20 protein-coding genes are annotated in these 21,444 nt (G+C 74.3%); 15 read left to right on the top strand and 5 right to left on the bottom strand.

From position 1 onward, the window contains the following. Positions 1-12: 12 nt before the first annotated feature. Positions 13-588, bottom strand: a complete 576-nt coding sequence (locus DQE82_RS11085) for a dihydrofolate reductase family protein (RefSeq protein ID WP_113972599.1) — start codon at positions 586-588, stop codon at positions 13-15. A gap of 92 nt (positions 589-680) precedes the next feature. Here DQE82_RS11085 and DQE82_RS11080 point away from each other — a divergent pair, with 92 nt between their 5' ends. Together DQE82_RS11080 and DQE82_RS11075 are read left to right on the top strand one after the other, a co-directional pair. Further along, positions 681-1,259: a TetR/AcrR family transcriptional regulator gene (locus DQE82_RS11080; protein ID WP_113972598.1), complete on the top strand. Its 579-nt coding sequence runs from the start codon at positions 681-683 to the stop codon at positions 1,257-1,259. Between the two features lie 74 nt (positions 1,260-1,333). Beyond that, complete coding sequence (locus DQE82_RS11075; protein WP_064448255.1) at positions 1,334-2,479, top strand: polysaccharide pyruvyl transferase family protein; 1,146 nt, start codon at positions 1,334-1,336, stop codon at positions 2,477-2,479. Between the two features lie 9 nt (positions 2,480-2,488). On the opposite strand, the gene DQE82_RS11070 is transcribed toward DQE82_RS11075, so the two are convergent. Beyond that, positions 2,489-2,695: a hypothetical protein gene (locus tag DQE82_RS11070; protein WP_113972597.1), complete on the bottom strand. Its 207-nt coding sequence runs from the start codon at positions 2,693-2,695 to the stop codon at positions 2,489-2,491. Between the two features lie 85 nt (positions 2,696-2,780). Between DQE82_RS11070 and DQE82_RS11065 the strand changes: the two genes are divergently transcribed. Then, a complete protein-coding gene (locus DQE82_RS11065) occupies positions 2,781-3,302 on the top strand; it encodes a DinB family protein (protein ID WP_104113050.1) in 522 nt (173 codons plus the stop codon). Between the two features lie 4 nt (positions 3,303-3,306). Here DQE82_RS11065 and DQE82_RS11060 read toward each other — a convergent pair whose 3' ends face one another. After that, the gene (locus DQE82_RS11060) at positions 3,307-4,167 is read right to left on the bottom strand and encodes a carbohydrate kinase family protein (protein ID WP_113972596.1); all 861 of its coding nucleotides are present in this window, start codon (positions 4,165-4,167) and stop codon (positions 3,307-3,309) included. A gap of 83 nt (positions 4,168-4,250) precedes the next feature. Between DQE82_RS11060 and DQE82_RS11055 the strand changes: the two genes are divergently transcribed. Together DQE82_RS11055 and DQE82_RS11050 are read left to right on the top strand one after the other, a co-directional pair. Next, on the top strand, positions 4,251-7,592 hold the full coding sequence (locus tag DQE82_RS11055) for a DEAD/DEAH box helicase (RefSeq protein WP_113972595.1): 3,342 nt from the start codon (positions 4,251-4,253) through the stop codon (positions 7,590-7,592). Further along, positions 7,589-8,533: an SWIM zinc finger family protein gene (locus tag DQE82_RS11050; protein ID WP_113972594.1), complete on the top strand. Its 945-nt coding sequence runs from the start codon at positions 7,589-7,591 to the stop codon at positions 8,531-8,533. The genes DQE82_RS11055 and DQE82_RS11050 overlap by 4 nt, the downstream gene beginning before the upstream one ends. Before the next feature lie 51 nt (positions 8,534-8,584). Here the strand turns inward: DQE82_RS11050 and DQE82_RS11045 are convergent, their stop codons facing one another. Then, complete coding sequence (locus DQE82_RS11045; protein WP_043329246.1) at positions 8,585-8,842, bottom strand: DUF3040 domain-containing protein; 258 nt, start codon at positions 8,840-8,842, stop codon at positions 8,585-8,587. A gap of 446 nt (positions 8,843-9,288) precedes the next feature. Between DQE82_RS11045 and DQE82_RS11040 the strand changes: the two genes are divergently transcribed. Genes DQE82_RS11040 through DQE82_RS11020 form a run of 5 tightly spaced genes read left to right on the top strand, consistent with a single transcriptional unit; the run spans position 9,289 to position 15,538 of the window. Then, the gene (locus tag DQE82_RS11040) at positions 9,289-11,355 is read left to right on the top strand and encodes a DUF1800 domain-containing protein (protein WP_064448260.1); all 2,067 of its coding nucleotides are present in this window, start codon (positions 9,289-9,291) and stop codon (positions 11,353-11,355) included. 14 nt (positions 11,356-11,369) lie between these two features. Next, entirely contained in the window at positions 11,370-12,743 is a 1,374-nt protein-coding gene (locus tag DQE82_RS11035) for a DUF1501 domain-containing protein (RefSeq protein WP_223201459.1), read from the top strand. Next, positions 12,740-14,155 carry a ferric reductase-like transmembrane domain-containing protein gene (locus DQE82_RS11030; RefSeq protein ID WP_113972593.1) on the top strand — a complete coding sequence of 472 codons (1,416 nt, stop codon included), beginning with the start codon at positions 12,740-12,742 and terminating at the stop codon, positions 14,153-14,155. The genes DQE82_RS11035 and DQE82_RS11030 overlap by 4 nt, the downstream gene beginning before the upstream one ends. A 13-nt stretch (positions 14,156-14,168) precedes the next feature. Beyond that, positions 14,169-14,765, top strand: coding sequence for an FMN-binding protein (locus DQE82_RS11025; RefSeq protein ID WP_113972592.1), 597 nt, complete (start codon positions 14,169-14,171; stop codon positions 14,763-14,765). Positions 14,766-14,800: 35 nt separating this feature from the next. Then, positions 14,801-15,538, top strand: coding sequence for an FAD:protein FMN transferase (locus tag DQE82_RS11020; protein ID WP_113972736.1), 738 nt, complete (start codon positions 14,801-14,803; stop codon positions 15,536-15,538). 349 nt (positions 15,539-15,887) lie between these two features. On the opposite strand, the gene DQE82_RS11015 is transcribed toward DQE82_RS11020, so the two are convergent. Continuing rightward, a complete protein-coding gene (locus DQE82_RS11015) occupies positions 15,888-16,559 on the bottom strand; it encodes a bifunctional DNA primase/polymerase (RefSeq protein WP_036344045.1) in 672 nt (223 codons plus the stop codon). Positions 16,560-16,776: 217 nt separating this feature from the next. On the opposite strand from DQE82_RS11015, the gene DQE82_RS11010 reads away from it, so the two are divergent. From DQE82_RS11010 to DQE82_RS10990, 5 genes are all read left to right on the top strand, one after another. Then, the gene (locus tag DQE82_RS11010; protein WP_069088946.1) at positions 16,777-18,006 is read left to right on the top strand and encodes a helix-turn-helix domain-containing protein; all 1,230 of its coding nucleotides are present in this window, start codon (positions 16,777-16,779) and stop codon (positions 18,004-18,006) included. Continuing rightward, the gene (locus DQE82_RS11005; RefSeq protein WP_030504216.1) at positions 18,003-18,584 is read left to right on the top strand and encodes a flavoprotein; all 582 of its coding nucleotides are present in this window, start codon (positions 18,003-18,005) and stop codon (positions 18,582-18,584) included. Before DQE82_RS11010 ends, DQE82_RS11005 begins: the two co-directional genes overlap by 4 nt. Before the next feature lie 110 nt (positions 18,585-18,694). Beyond that, positions 18,695-19,531, top strand: coding sequence for a Nif3-like dinuclear metal center hexameric protein (locus tag DQE82_RS11000; protein WP_113972735.1), 837 nt, complete (start codon positions 18,695-18,697; stop codon positions 19,529-19,531). Beyond that, complete coding sequence (locus DQE82_RS10995; RefSeq protein ID WP_064448265.1) at positions 19,521-20,258, top strand: zinc ribbon domain-containing protein; 738 nt, start codon at positions 19,521-19,523, stop codon at positions 20,256-20,258. Before DQE82_RS11000 ends, DQE82_RS10995 begins: the two co-directional genes overlap by 11 nt. Before the next feature lie 5 nt (positions 20,259-20,263). Further along, positions 20,264-21,409: a bifunctional RNase H/acid phosphatase gene (locus DQE82_RS10990; protein WP_113972591.1), complete on the top strand. Its 1,146-nt coding sequence runs from the start codon at positions 20,264-20,266 to the stop codon at positions 21,407-21,409. Positions 21,410-21,444 lie beyond the last annotated feature (35 nt).

Raw genomic sequence — 21,444 nt, 5'->3', positions numbered from 1 at the left:
GGGGCAACCGGGTTACTCGTTGCGCGTGTAGTGCAGGACGACCACGCCGGCGTCGAACGGGCGCGCCGAGGTGAGCGTGAGCCGGCGCGGATCGAAGCCGCTGTCGACGAGCTTGATGCCGCTGCCGACGACCACCGGGTTGAGCTTGACCACCAGCTCGTCGATCTCGTCGAGGAGCTGACCGGCGAGCTGCCCGCCGCCGCAGAGCCAGATGTCGCGCCCGGGTTGTGTCTTCAGCTCACGGACGAAGGCCACCGGGTCACCGGCGACGACGTTCACGTCCGGGTAGTCGGCAGGGGGCAGGGAGCGGCTGAACACGTACTGCTCCAGGTGGGCGTACGGGCTTGTCACGCCGATCTTCAGGCCGGGCTCGTAGCTGCCCCGGCCCATCAGCACGGTGTCGAAGCGGCCGGCGGGCGGGGAGTCGATGCCGAGCTGGGCGTGGGCGAACGTGGGCAGCGTCTGGGGCCACTCGGCCACCAGGTGGGGCGCCAGGTCGGGCGTCAGCGGGAGGAAGTCGAACGACCCGTCGGGCGCGGCGATGAAGCCGTCGAGGGTGCTGGCGACGAAATACACGAGCTTGCGCAAACCGGCTCCGATGTCCGAGGTGATCCACGACGGCTGTCGTGGTTCAGTGGCGAATCTACAACACCTGTCGTGGTTGTTGCTACTGTGTTCGCGTGGCCAGGAACCCGGAACGCCGTACCCTGCTCGCCGACGCCGGTCTGCGGGTGCTCGCCGACGCCGGCGCGCGCGGGCTGACCCACCGGGCGGTCGACGCCGAGGCGGGCGTGCCCACCGGCACCACCTCGAACTACTTCCCGTCCCGCGCGGCGCTGCTGGCCGGCCTGGCCGAACGGATCTTCGACCGGATCGCGCCCGACCCGGCCGTGCTGGCCGACCTCGGCCGCCGTGCGCCGTCGCTCGCGCTGATGACCGACTACCTGCGCGACATCGTCGCGCGCACCACCCGCGAGCCGGGCCTCACCCGGGCGCTGTTCGAACTGCGGCTGGAGGCCGCCCGCCGCCCCGAGTTGCGGTCCGCGCTCGGCGGCGTGCTGCGCCGGGGGTACGCCGACGACGTCGCCCACCACCTCGCCGCCGGACTACCGGGCGGGGCGTACGAGGTGGCGCTGCTGCACTACGCCGTCGACGGGCTCCTGCTCGACCTGCTCACCACCTCGATCGACGCCGGGTTCGACACCGATCAGGTGGTCTCCGACCTCGTCTCCCGTCTGGTCGGCGACGCCACCCGTTGAGTCTCCTCGCCGTGCGTTAACCCGGGGCGGCCAGCGGGAACGCTGGCGCGGACGCCCCTGGGAAGGAGCAACGGATGAGGGAACGCACCGGACTGACCATCGGCGTGCTCGGCTCCTACGGCGGTCGCAACCTCGGCGACGAGGCGATCCTCACGGGTCTCCTGGACGATCTGCGCCGACACGAGCCGAACGCCCGGATCATCGTCTTCTCCCGCAACCCCGCGCACACCGCGCTGGCCCACCCCGAGGTCGAGGCGGTGCCGTGGGAGGGCGTCAGCCGCGTCGACTCGTCCCCGGTGCTCAACCAGCTCGACCTGCTCATCCTCGGCGGCGGCGGGATCCTCTACGACAAGGAGGCCCGGCGCTACCTGCGGGTGGTCCGGGTCGCCCAGGAACGCGGGCTGCCGCTGCTCACGTACGCGGTGGGTGTCGGCCCGCTCAGCGACACGCTCGACAGCGGCATGGTGCGCGAGACGCTCGCGCAGGCGGTCGAGGTGACCGTCCGGGACCAGGAGTCGCGGATGGTGCTGGAGGAGGCCGGTCTGATCAATCCCATCACCGTCACCGCCGACCCGGCGTTCCTGCTGGAACCGGAGGAGTTCCCCGAGCAGTGGCTGCGTGAGGAGGGCGTGCCGGCCAACTCCCGGCTGGTCGGGCTGAGCGTGCGCGAGCCGGGCCGGGCGGCCGAACGGCTCGACGTGGACGGCTACCACCGCCTGCTCGCCCAGATCGGTGACTTCCTGGTGCACCGGATCGACGCGCACGTGCTGTTCGTGCCGATGGAACGCGACGACATCCGGCACTCGCACGGCGTGCTGTCGCACATGACCGCCGCCGACCGGGGCCGGATCCTGCACGGCGACTACCGTCCGGCGCAGATCCTCGGGTTGATGCGCCACTTCGACCTCGCGGTCGGCATGCGCCTGCACTTCCTGATCTTCGCGGCCATGATGGGCACGCCGTTCCTGCCGCTGCCGTACGCCGGAAAGGTCTTCGACCTGGCCCAGCGGCTCGGCGTGCCGGCGCTGCGCGGCGTGGAACGGGAGGTCGAGGGCCCGCTGCTGGCCGAGGTGGACCGGCTGTGGGACGAGCGGGCGGCGCGGGCCGACGAGACCGCGCGCCGGGTGGCGGAGGTCTGCGAGCAGGCGCGGGGCACCTCGCAGGTGACCCGCAGCGTGCTGGACAGCATCCGGGCCCGGTCCCTGACCCCGGCGGTGTGAGCCGGGTCGTCAGACCGCCGGGCCACGCCAGGCGTAGACCCACTCCCGGCCCGGCTGGTCGTCCGACTCCAGCTCGTAGATCTGTGCCTCCGCGAGCCCGTTGGACCCGAGGTGGTGGTGGGTCAGCGGGGGACGGCCGTTGCTGTCCAGCTCGACGGTGACGGTCTCGCCGTCGGCCGCGCCGCCCACCAGGGGGATCTGCACCGTGGAAGCCATGCGCCCATCCTGCCCCGGCCGGCCCGCCCGCGCAGGGGATCACGCGGGGCAGCGAACCGGGCACCGTGCGTACTAGGGTCCGGGGATGGCGCACCCGACGATCGATCCGACTCTCGGTCCGGTCCTCGCCCGTACGGGCGGCGAACGGGCGATCCTCGACGCGTTCCTCGACTTCCACCGGAGCACCGTGCTGCGCAAGGTTCGCGGCCTGACCGACGCCGACGCCAGCCGGCGTCTGGTGCCCTCGCTGACCACCCTGGCCGGGCTGCTCAAGCACCTGACGGTGGTCGAGGGGAACTGGTTCCGCCGCCTGTTCGCCCCGGAGCCGGGCGACGTCTACCTCACCTCCCAGGCCGACGCCGACGCCAGCTTCGCGCTGCGCCCCGGCGACACGGTCGAGACGCTCGCCGCCGCGTACGAGGCGGCCTGCGACGAATCCCGGCGGGTCGCCGCGCGGTTCGACCTCGACCACGTGGTGCCGCACCCGCAACTCGGCGAGGTGTCGCTGCGCTGGGTGCTGGTGCACCTGATCGAGGAGACCGCCCGGCATGCCGGGCACGCGGACATCCTGCGCGAGCTGACCGACGGCGAGACCGGCGCGATCTGACGCCTCAGGCCCGGGGCAGCAGCCCGTCCGGATACTCCATCCCGTCGTGCGTACAGGCCGCGGCGGCCACCCGGGCGGCGTACCGGGCCGCGTCGAGCACGTCCGCGCCGCGCAGCCGGGCGGCGATCACCCCGGCCGCGAACGCGTCCCCGGCGCCGTTGGTGTCCACCACCGGCCCCGGCGGGGTGGCGGCTGGCACGTGCGCCGGCGGCGCGCCGGGGGTGTGCAGCGTCGCGCCGGCCGCGCCGCCGGTGACCAGCACCGTGCGCGGCGCCAGCTCGGCCGCCTCCTTCGCGGCCCGCTCGCCGAGCCGGGTGTCGCTGACGAAGACCAGGTCCGCGATCCGGGCGAACGGACGGTGGTAGTCGTTGTCGCCGTCCCAGTCGTGCAGGTCGGTGGAGACCGACGTGGCGGCGCGCAGCACCGGCAGCGAGTCCCGGGCCCAATCCATGATCGACAGGTGGACGTGGGTCGCCTCGGCCACGAGCGCGGCCAGCTCCGCGTCGGCGAACGGCGCCGGCCCCGACCACGGGCGCGGGTCGTGCAGCGACATCCGCCGCCCGGCCGGGTCGACCAGGTTCACCGAGCGGCGGGTGCCGGCCGGCGCGTCCGCGAGCGTGGTCCGCACCGAGGTACGCGCCAGCGCCGCCCGCACCACGTCACCTGCCGGGTCGGCGCCCAGCACGTCGACGAGCGCCACTCGCAGGCCGAGCGCGTGCGCGGCCAGCGCCACCCCGGCGCCGGTGTTGCCGATCCGCATGTCGATCGGCGGCACCAGCAGCGAGTCGGCGACGGGCGGCGGCAGCGCGGGCACCTGGACGCGGACGTCCACACCGAGCCCGCCGAGCACGAGAAGGTCGACCATGGCGCCGACGATAGCGACGCCCGGCGGCCTATCCTGACTCCCCGGGCGCCGTCTTCCGGCCCCGGCGTCGGCGAGGGGGAGCAGTGCTGGTCATCCACGGGCTGTGGCTGCCCGGTAGCGGGCTCGCCCTGTGGGCCGAGGACAGCACGCGCCCGGCGCGCGGGCCCCGCCGGCCCGGCCGCGTCCCGCGCGAGCGCCCGCACCCGTTCGCCGCCGACCACGCCACGCTCGCCGCCGCGCTCGACGGCATGCCGGGCGAGCCGGTCTCCGTCCTGCTGGACCTGCCGACCCGCGCCGGCTCGCCGGTGGACTCGCCGGAACTGATCCGGGCCACCGTCGGGGAACCGGTCCGCGGCCCGGTCACCCGCGCCGGATGGCGGGTCCCGGCCCTGGGGTACGCCCCGGACGCCGCGTACGAGCTGCTGCGCGCGCCGACGCCGGGCTCGGTCGGGGCGAGCCTGCGTCACCTGTGCGAGCTGGCCGACTTCGCCACCGACCTGGTCGCACGCGGCCGGCTGCTGCCCGTCGCGCTCGACGCGTACCCCGGTGGTGGTGGACCCGACGGCGGGCCGGCCGCGACCGGCCGGCGTGCCTCGGCGCGGCGGTCACCGGCGGCCTCCGGCGCGAGGGCCGGGCGGCGGTTGCGGGCCGTCGGGGCGGACGACGTGGCGACCGGGTGGGCGCTCTGGCGGCCGCTGCTCACCGGCACCGACGCGGGCTGGGCGCGCGACCTGGCGACGGCGTTGCCACCGGCGGCCCGCGCCGCCCGGGAATGGCGGCCCGAGCCGTGGGGCCCGGCAGCGGCGTCGGTCGGTGCGGGCGAAGGCCCTGGCGGGGCCGCCGCCCCGGCGTCGGCGGATGTGCGGACGGACGCCGCCGGGCCCATGCCGGGCGGGCGCTCGCCGAGCGGGTCCGTCCGGGACAGCAGCCGGGCGGGCGAACCGGCGGGCGGCGCGTGGGCCGGGCGATCCGGCGACATCGGAGCCGGTGAGCTGGTCGCCGAGGCGCTGGACGCGCTGGCCGACGCCGCCGCCCGGGTGGCGCTGGCCGACACCCGGCTGCACCGGGGAATGCGCCCGGTCGGCGCGGTGCCGCGCTGGCTGGCCGCGCTGACCGGCCCGGAGCGCGCGTTCCCCGCCGAGCCGGACGCGCTGGCGACGCTGCGCGACGAACTGGACGCCTGGCAGCGCGACGCCGCGGGCGGCGCGGTACGGGCCACGTTCCGCCTGGTCGAGCCGGACGTCGACCCGGTCGCCGAGCTGGTCGAGGACGCCGTCTGGCGGGTCGAGTTCGGCCTGCACCCGGCCGACGAGCCGGGGCTCGTGGTGGACGCCGCGCACATCTGGCAGCGGCCCGCGCCGGCGCTGGCCGCCCGGGGCGTGGAGCCGCAGGAGACGCTCCTGGCCGAGCTGGGCCGGGCCAGCCGGCTGTGGCCCGAGGTGGACGCCGCGTTGCGTACCGCCGCGCCGGAAGGCATGGAACTGGACGCCGACGGCGCGCACCGGTTCCTGCGCGAGGGCGCGCCGGTGCTGCACGCGGCCGGGTTCGGGGTGCTGCTGCCGTCGTGGTGGCGACGTTCCTCGTCGCGGCTCGGCGCGCGGCTGCGGGCGCGCAGCCGGAGCGCGCCGGGAGCGGTGGCCACCAGCGCCGGGAAGCTGGGGCTGGACGCACTCGTCGACTACCGCTGGGAGCTGGCGCTCGGCGACCAGCCGCTGACCGCCGAGGAACTGGCGTCGCTGGCCGACCTGAAGTCGCCGCTGGTCCGGCTGCGCGGCCGGTGGGTCGAGCTGGACCCGCAGCGGCTGGAGGCCGGGCTGAAGCTGCTGCGCTCCTCCGGCGAGCTGACGGTGGCCGACCTGCTGCGGATGGGACTGTCCGGTGACGACAGTGCCGGTGAGCTGCCGGTGCTGGACGTGGTCGCCGACGGCGCGATCGGCGAACTGCTCGCCGGTGAGGCGGAACGGCGGCTCACCCCGGCCGACCCGCCGCCGGGTTTCACCGGGACGCTGCGGCCGTACCAGCGGCGCGGGCTGGCCTGGCTGGCGTTCCTCCAGTCGCTCGGGCTCGGCGGCATCCTCGCCGACGACATGGGGCTGGGCAAGACCGTCCAACTGCTCGCGCTGCTCGCCGGTGACCCGCCGGAGGCCGGGCCCACGCTGCTGGTCTGCCCGATGTCGCTCGTCGGCAACTGGCAGCGGGAGGCGGCGAAGTTCGCGCCCGGCCTGCGCGTACACGTGCACCACGGCGCCGAGCGCGCCCGGGGCGAGGGCTTCGCCACCGCGGTGGGCGAGGCGGACCTGGTGCTCACCACGTACTCGGTGGCCGCCCGGGACGCGTTCGAGCTGGCCGGTGTCGACTGGCACCGGGTGGTGGTGGACGAGGCGCAGGCGATCAAGAACGCCGCCACCCGGCAGGCCGAGGCGGTCCGCTCACTGCCCGCGCGGCACCGGGTCGCGGTCACCGGTACGCCGGTGGAGAACCGGCTCGCCGACCTCTGGTCGATCATGCAGTTCGCGAATCCGGGGCTGCTCGGCCCGGCGGCGGCGTTCCGCAAGCGCTTCGCCGAACCGATCGAGCGGCACGGCGACGCCGAGGTCGCCGAGCGGCTGCGCCGGATCACCGGCCCGTTCGTGCTGCGCCGCCTCAAGACCGACCCGACGATCATCACCGACCTGCCGGAGAAGCTGGAGATGGAGGTGGTCTGCAACCTCACCGCCGAGCAGGCCGCGCTCTACCAGGCCGTGGTCGACGACATGATGGCGAAGATCGAGTCCAGCGACGGCATCGAACGACGCGGGCTGGTGCTTGCCACCATGACCCGCCTCAAGCAGGTCTGCAACCACCCCGCCCAGCTGCTGCACGACGGCTCCGCGCTGGACGGCCGCTCCGGCAAGCTGGAACGCCTCGACGAGATCGTCGACGAGGTGCTCGCCGCGGAGGAGAAGGCGCTGCTGTTCACCCAGTACGCCGAGTTCGGCGGCATGCTGCGCGGGCACCTGTCGGCGCGTACCGGCCGGGAGGTGCTGCTGCTGCACGGCGGCGTCGGCAAGGCCGACCGGGACGCCATGGTGACCCGCTTCCAGTCGCCGCAGGGGCCGCCGCTGTTCGTGCTGTCGCTCAAGGCCGGCGGCACCGGTCTCACGCTGACCGCCGCCAACCACGTGGTGCACGTGGACCGGTGGTGGAACCCGGCCGTCGAGGACCAGGCCACCGACCGGGCGTTCCGCATCGGACAGCGCCGCCGCGTGCAGGTACGCAAGTTCGTCTGCGCCGGCACCGTCGAGGAGAAGGTGGCCGCGATGATCGCGGACAAGCGCAGCCTGGCCCGGTCCGTGGTGGGCAGCGGCGAGCAGTGGATCACCGAGCTGTCCACCGACACGCTGCGGGACCTGTTCACGTTGGAGTCCGGGGCGGTGGTCGAGTGAGCCCCCGCTTTGACGACTACCGGCCGCCGCTGCGGGTCGAGGGTGGCCTGCGGGCGCGCAGCACCAGAGGCGCGATCGGGCAGTCCTGGTGGTCCCGGCGGTTCGTGGAGGTGCTGGAGTCGTTCGCGCTCGGCTCCCGGCTCACCCGCGGCCGGGCGTACGCGCGCCGGGGGCAGGTGCTCCGGCTGGACGTGTCGCCCGGCAAGGTCACCGCCGAGGTGCAGGGCTCCCGGCCGCGCCCCTACCCGGTGCGGATCGGGCTGGCCGCGTACCCGGAGAAGGTGTGGCGGCGGCTGGAGTCGGAGCTGGCCGGGCAGGCGTTCTTCAGCGCCCGGCTGCTCGCCGGCGACCTGCCGGCCGAACTGGAGGAGCTGTTCGCCGAGGCGGGCGCGCCGCTGTTCCCGGCCGAGATCGACGAGCTGGACCAGAGCTGCGGCTGCCCCGACTTCGCGGTGCCGTGCAAACACCTGGCGGCCACGTTCTACCTGCTCGCCGAGGCGTTCGACGCCGACCCGTTCCACCTGCTGCACTGGCGTGGCCGGTCCCGCGCCGAACTGCTCGACCGGCTGCGTACGCTGCGCGGCGCCGTGGCGGACGGCGGTGTGCTCGGCGCGGGCGCGGCATCGGTCCCGGGCGCCGGACCGGACCCGGCGGCGACGACGGGTGTGCCGGTCGTCGGCGCGGCGCGGGCCCTGGCCGGGGTGCCGGCGGTCGAGCCGGACGAGGATCTGGACCGGTTCTGGCTGGCGCCGGTGGCGCTGCCGGACCGGCCGCCCACGCTCGCCACCGGCCCGGAGCTGCTGCTGCGCCAGCTCGGGTCGCCCGGTGCCGCGATCGGCGGGCCGGGGCTGGCCGAGCGGCTGCGCCGGGCGTACCGGGAGTTCGGCAGCACCGAGGGCGCGTCGCCCACGGAGTTCGGTCGCGCCGAAGGCGCGCGTTAAGAAGGGGCCCTTCCTCTACCGGAGGCGTTAAGAAGGGGCCCTTCCTTACGCCTACAGCAATCGGCGGCGGAAACGCCACATCACGGCGGCGTTGGCGACCAGCACCACCGCGCAGATCGCCCCGGCCAGCCGTCCGACCAGTACTGTCATCGCCGGTAGCGAGGCCCACAGCACGATCGTCAGCAGCATCATGTACCGGCCCCGGCGTCCCTTTATCCGGCTGTCCAACCGGGCGAAGAACCGAGGGTCGCTCTCCCGCAGACGGCGGGTGATCTGTTCGAACCTGCGCTGATCCTCTTGGCTGAGCATGGCGGTGCCTTCCCCTCACGGCTTCAGCGGTTCGGCGGCATACCCGGATCGGAGGGCGGTCACGCGCCGCCGCTGCTGCTGTTTCGCCGGACCGGACAGGCGGAACGAGGTTCTCAGCGCAGGCTTATCCGTACCTTAAGTTTCGGTGAGGCGGTGAACGCCCCCGGCGGCCTCGCCGGGCTGCGAAACCTCGCGTTCGGGCGGTGCGTGACCGGATCGGCCCTGCTCCGGACGTCGCCGCGCACTCGCCGCCCCGCCGGGTCCTCCGCGGCGGGCCTGAGCACCGTCTTAAGTGCGCTCGCGGGCGCATCCGGCGTGCCTTGAGCGGCCGGGACGGCCTGGCTACTTTCCCGTAGGCAACTTCTCCGGCAACCGTCGCCGCCCCTGCGCCACCCGACCCCCCGGGTGGCAGGCGTGCCGGCACTCGAAGAAAACGGGATAGGTACATGGCCGACCTGAACGTGCCACCGCGTCGACCCCGGGACGACCGCGGCTGGGACGGATACCAGCACCCCCATCCGGACGGGTACCGCGACCCGCACGCCGCGCCGTACGCCGGCGCTCACCCCGCCCCCGCGCCGGGCCCGCAGTGGGTCGGACCGGACGGCTTCGCCCCCGCCGCCGGTGGCTACCCGCCGCAGGGCGGCTTCCCCCAGCAGGGCGGCTACGCCCAGCCTGCCGGCGGGTACGGCCCGCCGCCCGGCCCGGGACTGCCCACGCTGGACGACGACGGCGACGAGCCGCCGAACCGGGGTCGCCGCCGCGCGCTGGCCACCCTCGGTGGGGCCGCGGTCGTCGCCGGTGGCGCCGCCTTCGCGCTGTCTCCGCAGGTACGCGGACTGTTCACCGGTGACGCAGCGGCCGGTGACGCCACCGGCACCGTCACCACCGACGGCAACGCGGCGCGGCCGAGCGGCCAGCAGCCCAGCACCGTGCGGACCTACACCGAGCAGAACGAGAGCTACATGGGCTCCCGGGCGGGCGAGGCGCTCAAGCGCAACGCGCCCACCGGCGGCCGGCTCTACGGCAGCCCGGCCGCCGCCGCCGAGGCGACCAAGGTGACCGTGAAGACGGTGCTCGCCAAGGATCCGATCCGGCACCTCGCCACCCGCACCACGTTCGGCGCGACCCCGAAGATGCTCGCCGACATCAAGCGGCTCGGCATCGACGACTGGCTGCGCCAGCAGCTCGAACCGGAGAAGATCGCCCCGACCAAGGCGGAGCTGAAGCTGGCCGAGCTGCAGTCACTCAAGCTCAGCCCGACGCAGCTGCGCGACCAGCGCGAGCAGCTCAACGAGAAGGGCGTCGACCCGGCCCGGGAGACGGTGGACGCCACCATCGCCCGGCAGATCTGGTCGGACCGGCAGCTGTTCGAGGTGATGGTCGACTTCTGGAACGACTTCCTGCACGTCGCCGCCGACTTCGACGGCGGGGAGAACTACCGCAACGCGTTCGACCGGGACGTCATCCGCAAGCACGCGCTCGGCAGCTACCCGGAGATGCTCGTCGCCGCGAACAAGCACCCGGCGCTGCTGCTCTACCTGAACCAGGTCGACTCGCGCAAGGACGCGGTCAACGAGAACCTGGCCCGGGAGAACCTGGAGCTGTACTCCGTCGGCGTCGACGGTGGCTACACCGAGAAGGACGTACGCCAGGCCGCGCTGCTGCAGACCGGACGCGGTGTCGCCGACGGCAAGTACAAGTTCTTCGCCGAGCGGCACTACCTCGGCAAGGTGAAGATCCTCGGGTTCAGCCACGCCAACAACTCCGACGATCCGGTGGCCGCCGACAAGGTCATCGACTCGTACATCCGTTACATCGCGACGCACCCGTCGACCGCCCGGTACGTGGCGCAGAACCTCGCCACCCGATTCGTCTCCGACACCCCGCCGAAGTCCGTGGTGGACCGGCTCGCCAAGGCGTACACCACGAACAAGGGGCAGATCCGCCCGGTGCTGGCGACGCTGTTCAGCTCCTCGGAGTTCTGGGCCGCGGTCGGCCAGAAGGTACGCCGCCCGATGGAGTACCTGGTCGCCACGTACCGGGCGCTCGGCGTCTCGCCGGACGCGGCCCCCGGCTACTCCGGCGACAATCGGCGGACCCCGTTCGCGCAGGGCCTGCGGCAGATCCAGGACAAGATGCGCGAACTCGGCCAGTACCCGATGGGCAAGCCCACCCCGGACGGCTACGCCGACGTCTACCTGGCCTGGACCTCGGCCGGCACGATGATCGACGGCTGGAACGAGGCGGGCGACCTGATCGCGGGCTACCGCAAGCAGTTCACCTTCGCCAAGCCGGAGAAGCTGGTGGCGAAGCCGCCGGCCACCGCCGGGGCGTACGTGGACGCGCTGGCCCAGCGGCTGGTGCACCAGAAGCTCAGCGCCAAGGAGAAGAAGCTCGTGCTCGCCGTGGCCGGGGTCGCCGAGAGCGCCAAGGTCGACGCCACCTTCAACGGGGCCATCGCCGCTGTCGCGCGGACGATCCTCGCGTCCCCCCAGCACCACCTCCGGTGAGGCATTCGATGGAGATGACCGTGAACCCGTACCCCCTGCACCCCGAATGCCCCGACCTGCGGCGGCTGGCCGACAACCCGGCCGAGGCGCTGCTGCGCGCGGAGGCGGACATCGTCGCGGCCGAGAGCGCGGCCGAGGCCGACCGGTACCGCCGGCTGGAGGAGATCGAGGAGGCGCAGCAGGACGGCCGGGGCGTCACCCGCCGTACCTTCGTCGCGGGCGCCGCGGCCACCGCGACCGCGCTGGCGACGGCCCAGTTCGTCACCACGTCGGCGTCGTTCGCCGCGACGAAGACCGGCACGCTGATCCACGTCTTCCTCTACGGCGGGCTGGACGGGCTGAGCCTGGTCGCCCCGGCGAGCGACCCGGTGCTCACCAAGGCCCGCCCGGACCTGCTGCTCGGCGAGGACTCGCTGGCGCTGGCCCGCGGCTTCAAGCTGACCAGCGCGTTCGCGCCGCTGGAGAAGTGGCTCAAGGCCGGTCAGCTCGGCTTCGTGCCGGCCGCGTCCGACCCGCGGCTGTCCCGCAGCCACTTCCAGGCCGCCGACGCCTGCAACCTGGGCGGCCTGCCCGGCGAGACCGGCGGCCGGGGCTGGCTGGACAGCCTGGTCGACGCGCTCGGCAAGGGCACCGCGTTCCGCAGCGTCGGCATCGGCAGCACGCTGCCGCGCTCGCTCGTCGGCGTGAACGGCGCGATCTCCCTCAACAGCGTCGGCGACCTGCGGCTCAACGGCGACGACAAGTTCCGCGCGGCCACCGAGAAGGCGATCCGCGGCCTGTTCACCGGCATCAACCACCCGGTGGAGGAAGCGGTCATCGAGGGCATGGGCGCGCTCGCCACCGCCCAGAAGCTCGCTGCCAAGCCGTACGCCGCCGCCGAGGGCGTCGAGTACCGGGGCGTCGGCAACTCGTTCAAGCAGCTCGCCCAGCTCATCAAGGGCGGCGCGAACGTGCGGGTGGCCACCGTCGGCATGGGCGGCTACGACACCCACGAGAACCAGGGCACCCGCGAGGGCGGCCAGCTCTGGCGGCGGCTCAACGAGCTGGCCGCCGCGATGGCCGCGTTCTTCACCGACCTGGGCGACCAGGCGGCGGACGTGACGATCATGGTGTCCAGCGAGTTCGGCCGCCGGGTCGCCTCGAACGGCGGCGGCACCGACCACGGCCACGGCGGCGTGGTCACCGTGCTGTCCGGCCGCAAGCTGGCCAGCTCGCTGCTCGGCACCTGGAACGGGCTGGACAAGTTGGACAGCGGCGACGTGCCGGAGTACAACAACATGTTCAACGTCTACGGATCGGTCGCGCAGGGCCGCTTCGGCCTGACAAACGCCGAGGTGGACAAGATCTTCCCCCGGCAGAAGTTCACCCCGGTCAAGATCTACGCGTGACGTACCAGGAAACCCGCGCCGCCGGCCGTCGTACCGGGCACTCCGCCCCGTACGGCGGCCGTCCGGCTGCTCCCGTACCCCCGGCTCGTCCGCGCCGCGGACCCGGCGCCCGGCGGGCGCTCGCCGCGCTCTTCTGGCTCGGTCTGGTCGCCGCGGTGGTGCCGTGGTGGCTGGACACCCCGGCCGGGTCGCTCACCGACACCGCCGACCTGCTCACCGCGGGCGGCCGGATCACCGGCCTGATCGCCGGCTACCTGCTGCTGGTCCAGGTGCTGATGATGAGCCGGCTCGGCGTGCTGGAACGCGCGCTCGGCGGCGAGCGGATCTCCCGGCTGCACCGGGACCTCGGCGCGACGCTGCTGGTGGCGGTGCTCACGCACATGTCGCTGCTGGTGGTCGGCTACTCCCGGCAGGAGCGCAACTCGGTGCTCGCCGAGGTCGGTGTGCTGCTGACCGACTACGAGGACATGATCACCGCGTTCGCCGCGGCCGGCGTGCTGGTCACCGTCGCGGTCACCGCGGTACGCGCGGTGCGCCGCCGCCTGCCGTACGAGCTGTGGCACCTGCTGCACGCGGCCAGCTACCTCACGCTGCTGCTCGGCTACGCGCACCAGTTCAGCAACGGCGCGCAGCTGCACCAGCCGGGCCTGGTGCGTACCGGCTGGATCGCCGGATACGTGCTGGTGGTGGCCGCGCTGGTGTGGGGCCGGGTGCTCGCGCTGCTGGCGTTCAACCTGCGGCACCGGCTGCGCGTCGCCGACGTCGTGGCGGAGAGCCAGGACACCGTGTCGGTCTACCTGACCGGGCAGCGGCTCAACCAGATCGACCTGCTCGGCGGGCAGTTCTTCCGCTGGCGGTTCCTCAACCCCGGCTGCTGGTGGCAGTCGCACCCGTTCTCCGTCTCCGCCGCCGGCAACGACAGGTGGCTGCGGATCACGGTGAAGGTCGTCGGCGGCTACACCGCCGAGCTGCGCGACCTGACGCCGGGCACCCGGGTCTGGGCGCAGGGCCCCTCCGGCACGTTCACGGCCGCGCACCGCACCCGGGAGCGGACGCTGCTCATCGCCGGCGGCAGCGGCATCGCCCCGCTGCGGGCCATGCTGGAGGAGCTGCCGCCCGGCGCGGCGCTGATCTACCGCGCGAGCACCCCGGCCGACGTGCTGCTGCACCAGGAGCTGGACTGGCTCGCGCAGGCCCGGCAGACCTCCGTCTGGTACGTCGTCGGCCGCCGTGACGACCCCGGCCCCCGCCAGGTGATGAACCCGGAGGGGCTGCGCCGCCTGGTGCCCGACCTGACCCGGCGCGACGTCTACCTGTGCGGCCCGGGCGGCCTGGTCGACGAGGCGGTCGCCGCGCTGCGCGCGGCCGGCGTGCCCCGCCGCCAGATCCACCTGACCGCGTTCGAGCTGTAGGAAAGGCACCACCATGCGTCGCGCGCTCCTCGCGATCACCGGACTGGCCGCCGGCACCACCGCGCTCGTGGTGCTCAAGGGCGCGCCGGGCAGTGGGCAGACCCTGCCGGACGCGCCGGTGGCGTTGGCTCCGGTCGCCCCGGGCGGCTCGGCCGCGCCCGAGCCGCCGTCGCCCACCGCCGCCGAGTCCGGCAGCGCCACGCCGTCGTCGCGCGCCTCGGCGAAGCCCACCCCGAAGGCGTCCGCCGACCGCAGCCCGGCCAGCCGGGGCGGCACCCGTACCAGCACCGCACCCGCCGCGCCGCGGACCACCACCAGCGCGCCGAAGGTCACCACCCGCACGGTGACCGGGCCGTCGGTCACCTACGAGTACGGCTCACTGCAGGTGCGGATCACGCTCAGCGGCAGCCGGGTCGTCGACGCGACGGCGATCGGACTGCCGCTGGGCGGGCAGTCCGGGCAGCGCAGCGACGACGTGCAGGCCCGCTACAGCGGCACGTCCGGTGAGGTGGTGGCCCGGCAGAGCGCCAACCTGAGCACCGTCTCCGGGGCCACGTACACCAGCACCGCGTACAAGCAGTCGTTGCAGGCCGCGCTGGACAAGGCGTGACGGTTCGTTCCGGCCTGCGCCGGGTCGAGCACGTCATGGGTACGGCGATCAGCCTGGACCTGGCCGACGACCTGCCCCCGGGGGCCCTGCACGAGCTGGCCGAGGACACGTTCGGCTGGCTGCGCGAGGTGGACGCGCGGTTCAGCACGTACCGGGACGACAGCGAGGTGTGCCGGATCGACCGGGGCGAGTTGCGGCCCGCCGACGCCTCCGCCGACCTGCGCGCCGTGCTGGCGGCCTGCGCCGACCTGTGGACCGCCACCGACGGGTTCTTCGACGTGTACGCGACCGGGCGGCTCGACCCGTCCGGCTACGTCAAGGGCTGGGCGGCGCAGGTCGCCTCGGACCGGCTGGTCGCCGCCGGCGCGCCGAACCACTGCGTGAACGCGGGCGGCGACGTGCGGGTACGCGGCCACGACGCGGCCGGACAGCCGTGGCGGATCGGGGTGCGGCACCCGTGGGACGCGGCGGCGACGTGTCTGGTGCTGACCGGCACCGACCTGGCGGTCGCCACCTCCGGCGTGTACGAGCGCGGGCACCACGTGCTCGACCCGCGTCGAGGCGTACCGGCGAAGGGCTTGCGCTCGGTGACGGTGGCCGGCCCGGACCTGGGTGTGGCCGACGCGTACGCGACAGCGGCGGTGGCCATGGGCCCCCAGGGCCTAGCCTGGCTCGACCGCCTATCGTCCCCCTGGCAGCACGCCGTGGTCACCGAGGACGCCCACCTGCACCACTCCCGCACCCTCCCCACCATCCCCACCCCAGCGCGGTGATCAAGGAGTTTGTGTCCGTTTAGCCCGCGCTGGAGGACACAAACTCCTTGATCAACGGCATCGGCGGGGGTGAGGGGTGAGGGGGGTCAGCGGAGGGGGCGGTGGAGGATGGCGGGACGGGAACCCGTCGGGCGGGGGCGGCCGGGGCGGACGCCCAGGGGACGGGTGAAGGCCCACGGGTGCACACGGCGGCGGGGCCGCGCCGGCTCGGTGCCGCCGGTGTGGCGGGCCGCGTCGTCCCTGGACATCCTCAAACCCCCGCTCCGGCGCGCACGCGCCCTCGCCAGGTTCAACGATTCCGGTGCCGGGGAGGTCGCTGTCGGCCACCCGTCCGGGGCGGACGGGTGGGTCAGCGGCCGCGCCGGGGCAACGGGAGGTGGCCGGGGAACAGGTCCGCGCCGAGCGTCACACCGGCCGCGCGTAACGCGGCGATCAGCGCGTTCTGCACCAGGTACGAGTCGGGCAGTTGCCAGCGGGCCTGCTCCGGGGCGACCGCCCAGCGCACCGTCCCCTCGGGCAGCCGGGTCGGCGGGGCCGGGATCCACGAGCCGGGCCCGTGCCGCACCACGTGGAAGCAGTGCTCCAGTTCCGGGCGCAGCGGGTCGCCGGGGCGGACCAGGAACATCCAGCGGCCGGTCGGGGTGACCAGCGCCGGGCCGCGTACGCCGGGCCCGGCGGGATGGGTGGCGACCGCGTCCAGCACCTGCCGGCCCAGGTGGGCGGCGACCTCGAGGACGTCGAACGCACGGCCGGTGGGCAGCAGGACGCCGTGCGGGCGGCTGCGCCACCAGGTGGCCACCCGGGCCGGGTCGGTGCTGGCGGCGTGCTCCCAGTCCTCCAGGGCGGGGTGGCAGCCCACCGTGGGGCAGCCGGCCCGGCCGCAGACGAAGCGGCTGTTGGCCAGGCAGGCGCCGGGCGTGACCGGCCAGCCGTGCAGCGCGTACCGCACCGCGACGCGGCGCAGGCGGACCCGTTCCAGCGGGGACAGATGAGCGACGCGCGGCCGGACATTCCTCCACATGTCTGACATCCCCTCTCGTCCCGCGAAACCGTCCACATGCCACACGTCGAAAGCCGTCACTGCCGAAACTCACGCTCGTTGTGGTGACTAACGGTCGGTGCAACTTGCACGAAAACTACGAGAACTGGCTGGTCGGTGGACGCACAACCTGTGCGATCGGGGCAAGCCTGGGGGACGTGGGGGGACCGGCCGGCGCCGTGAGGGGGAGGGAGCAGGGATGGACGAACTACCCATAGGCCGGCGGGTGGCGTACTGGCGGAGCCGGCGCAAGATGTCCCAGCAGGTCTTCGCCGACCGGCTCGGCAAGTCCAAGAGCTGGGTGGACAAGGTGGAGCGTGGCGTCCGCCGGCTGGACAAGTTCTCCGTCCTCTACGAGATCGCCGACATCCTCCAGATCGACGTGCAACTGCTGCACGGCAAGGACCCGGAGCGGCGCACCGACGCGCTCAACTGCATCGACCAGGTCGAGGTGGAGGAGATCCGCACCGCCCTGGAGCGGTACGACTCGATGAGCGCCTACTTCGACGCGGCACCCTTCCCGCCGCCGCTGGCCGACATGCGCAAGGCCGTCAACCACGCCTGGCTGACCTACCAGTACGGCCGGTACGGCATGCTCACCCGCGCGCTGCCGAAGCTGCTGCGCGACGCCCAGGCGGCGGACGCCGGCTACGCCGCCGACGAGCAGGTACGCGAGGCCGCCCACCTGCTCGGGCAGGTCTACCAGATCGCCTCCTCGGTGCTGCGCAAGCTCGGCGAGTGCGACCTCGCCTGGCTGGCCGCCGACCGGTCGATGGCGGTGGCCCAGCGGGCCGACGACCCGCTGCTGGCCGGGATCGCCACCACGAGGGTCTGCAACGCGCTCGTCGCGATGGGCCGTCCCCGCCCCGCGCTGGAGCTCAACGTGCGCATCGCCGGCCGGCTCGCGCCCGGCGGCGACAACGACGTCCGGCCCGAACGGCTCTCCGTCTACGGCATGCTGCTGCTGCAGGGCGCGATGGCGGCCGCCCGGATCGGCGACTCGGCGACGGTGGACGACCTGCTCGCCGGCGCCGACGAGGCGGCCAAGCTGCTCGGCGGCGACCACAACCACTACTGGACCTCCTTCGGCCCGACCAACCTGGAGCTGCACCGCGCCGCCGCGGCCGTCGAGCTGGGTGACGGCGGCCGGGCGGTGGAGACGCACCTGCGGCTGTCCGAGCCCGCGTTCAACGCGCTGCTGCCGGAGCGGCGCGCGCACCACCTGCTCGACCTGGCCCGGGGCTACTCGCAGATCGGCGACGTGGCGAGCGCGGGGGACATGTTGCTGCGCGGCGACCGGCTCGCGCCGTCCGAGATCCGGTGCCGGCCGATAGCGCACGAATTGATGTCCGAGATTCTCCGTCGCACACGTGGTGCGCCGCCTCAGCCGATCGCGGAGTTGGCTGAGCACATGGGAGTCGGAGTATGAGCGGTCCGGAGACCGCGAGCGAGCACCGGCGGGTGCTCTACGTCATCGCCTGCGGTTCGCCGCTGGCCCGTCACGTCGGCCGGCTGGTCGACCTCGCCCAGCGGGAGGAGTGGACGGTCTGCGTGGTCACCACGCCCGACGGCGCGAAGTTCGTCGACCGGGCGGCCCTGGCCCGGCAGACCGGCCACCCGGTCCGTACGCACTACAAGAACCCGGGTGACCTGGACGTGCTGCCACCGGCGGACGCCATGCTGGTGTGCCCGGCGACGGTCAACACGATCAACAAGTGGGCGGTCGGCATCACCGACACCCTCGCGCTCGGCCTGCTGGTCGAGGCGCAGGGGATGGGGGTGCCGATCGCTGCCGTCCCGTACACGAACGAGGCGATGGCCGGGCACCCGGCGTTCCGGGCCAGCCTCGACCGGCTGGCCGGGTGGGGCGTCCGGGTGGTCTTCGGCGACCACGTCGTACGCCTGCATCCGCCCGGCACGGGGGAGCGGCGCGCGGACGCCTTCCCCTGGGACGCCGGCCTGGCCGCCCTGCGCGGCGCGGACCGGCCGGTCGCCCCGGTCGGCTGACGGTGTGAGCGTGGCTCCCGGCGCGCCCGGGAGCCACGCCCGACGGCGGTCGGCGTGTAGCGGCCCGGACGCCGGTAAGCTGGCCGCCCGTGAGCACAACCGTCGCCGACGTGGTGGCCGCCCTGGACCGCCGTTACCCGCCCGCCTGGGCCGAGGAGTGGGACCGGGTCGGCCTGGTGGTGGGTGAGCCCGACCACCCGGTACACCGGATCGCCTGCGTGGTGGACGTGGTCCCGGAGACCGTGGACGAGGCCCTCGAAGCCGGCGCGGACATGATCGTCGCGCATCACCCGCTGCTGCTGCGGGGCGTCTCCTCGGTGGCCGCCACCACGTACAAGGGCCGGATCGTGCACCGGTTGATCAAGGCGGACGTCGCGCTGTACGTGGCGCACACGAACGCCGACGTGGCCGATCCCGGCGTGTCCGACGCGCTCGCCGCCCGGTTCGGGCTGACCGGGCTGCGCCCGTTGCACGCGCCCCGCCCCGGCTCGCCCGCCGCCGGGCCCGGCCGGGGCATCGGCCGCATCGGCGAGCTGCCCAGCCCGATGACGCTCGCCGAGCTGACCCGGCTGGCCGCCGCCGTGCTCCCGTTCACCGCCTGGGGAGTTCGCGCCGCCGGGGATCCCGGGCGTATGGTTCGTACCCTCGCCGTCAGCGGCGGCTCGGGGGACGGCTTCCTCGCCGAGGCGACCGCGGCCGGGGTGGACGCGTTCCTCACCGCGGACCTGCGTCACCACCCGGCCGGGGAACACCTCGCCGCGGGCGGCCCGGCGCTGCTGGACGCCGCCCACTGGGCGACGGAGCGACCCTGGCTGGACGACCTGGCCGCCCACCTGGCCGGCGCGCTGGGCGTCGAGACCGTGGTGTCCGACCTGGACACCGACCCGTGGACCGTGCACGCCGCCGCGCCCCGGCCGGACGACAAGGAGCCCCGACGTGAAGGCTGACCCGAAGGTGCAGCGCCGCCTGCTCGACCTCCAGGCGATCGACACCGCGCTGGCGCAGCTCGCGCACCGCCGCCGCAGCCTGCCGGAACGCGCCGAGCTGGAGGCCCTGGCGCGTGAGCTGTCCGCGCTGGAGGACGAGCGGGTCCGCGCCCAGGTGGCGGTCGACGACCTGGACCGGGACATCGCCCGGATCGAGAAGGACGTCGACCAGGTGCGGGCGCGCAAGAGCAAGGACGAGGCCCGGCTGGCCTCGGGCAGCGGCCCGGCCCGCGAGCTGGAGGCCCTCCAGCACGAGCTGGTCTCGCTGAACCGCCGGCAGAGCGACCTGGAGGACGCCGAGCTGGAGCTGATGGAGCAGCGGGAGACCGCGCAGGGCGTGCTCGACGGCATCGAGAGCCGGCTCGCCGAGGCCCGCGAGCGCCGCGCCGCGACCGAGCAGCGCCGCGACGAGGCCCTGGCCGAGATCGCCAAGGAGGAGGAGTTCAAGCGCACCGCCCGGCAGCCGCTCGCCGGTGACCTCCCGGCGGACCTGGTCGGCCTCTACGACAAGATCCGTGAGGACACCGGGCTGGGCGCCGCGCTGCTGACCGGGGGCCGCTGCGGCGGCTGCCGGCTGGACCTGTCCGGCGCCGACCTGGCTCGCATCCGCAAGGCCGACCCGGACGACGTGGTCCGCTGCGAGGACTGCCGGCGGATCATGGTCCGGACCAACGAGTCGGGGCTGTAGCCGCCGTGGCGGTGCGCGCGGTAGTGATCGAGGCCGACGGCGGCTCCCGGGGCAACCCCGGCCCGGCCGGTTACGGCGCCGTGGTCCGGGACCCGGAGACCGGCGAGGTGCTGGCCGAGCGGTCCGAGTCGATCGGCACCGCCACGAACAACGTGGCCGAGTACCGGGGCCTGATCGCCGGGCTGGAGGCCGCCGCCGAACTGGGCGCGGCCGAGGTCGAGGCGCGGATGGACTCCAAGCTGGTGGTCGAGCAGATGTGCGGCCGCTGGCAGATCAAGCACCCCGGGCTGCGCCCGCTCGCCGCCCAGGCCGCCGGGCTGGTCGGCCGGTTCACCGCCGTACGCTTCACCTGGATCCCCCGGGAGCGCAACCGGCACGCCGACGCGCTCGCCAACGCGGCCATGGACGCCGCCGCGTCCGGCGCCGCGCCGGAGGCGAAGGCCGAGGCGCGGGAGGCGGCGCTCGTCCGGGCCACCGGCACCGACCCGGCCACCACGCCCGCCTCCTGGGAGCCGCGCCCGACCGAGGAGGCCACCCGGCTGATCCTGGTCCGGCACGGCGAGACCGAGCGCACCGTGCGCAAGCACTACTCCGGCCGGGGCGACGTGCCGCTGACCGAGCGGGGCCGGGCCCAGGCCCGGGCCACCGCCGCCCGGGTGGCCGCGCTGGCGCCGTCCGTCGCGGCGGTGGTCAGTTCCCCGCTGTCGAGGTGTACGGCCACCGCCGAGGCGATCGCCGCGCGGGTCGGCAACCCGCCGGTACGCACCGACGACGACCTGATCGAGTGCGACTTCGGCGTCTGGGAGGGGCACACGTTCGCCGAGGTACGCGAGCGCTGGGCGGCGGAACTGGACGCCTGGCTCGCCTCCACCCGGGTCGCCCCGCCGCAGGGCGAGTCGTTCGTGGCGGTCGCCGAGCGGACCGGGCGGGCCGTCGACCGGCTGCGGTCGGCGTACCCGGGGGAGACGGTGGTGGTGGTCTCCCACGTCTCGCCGATCAAGCTGGTGCTGCGCGACGCGCTCGCCGCCGGCGACGCGTTCCTGCACCGGCTCTACCTGGACACGGCGGGCATCTCGGTGCTGGACCTGTACCCGGACGGCGGCGTCGCGGTCCGCTCGGTGAACGACACCTCGCACCTCACGGACATCTGACGGCCGTTCGGCGCATGCCGGCGGCCGTTTGGCGC

The sequence above is a fragment of the Micromonospora sp. LHW51205 genome (genome assembly GCF_003315815.1).
Taxonomy (GTDB): Bacteria; Actinomycetota; Actinomycetes; order Mycobacteriales; family Micromonosporaceae; genus Micromonospora; species Micromonospora chalcea.
Note: the sequence above shows the minus strand (reverse complement) of the source record. Positions and strands in the feature narration are given on the sequence as shown.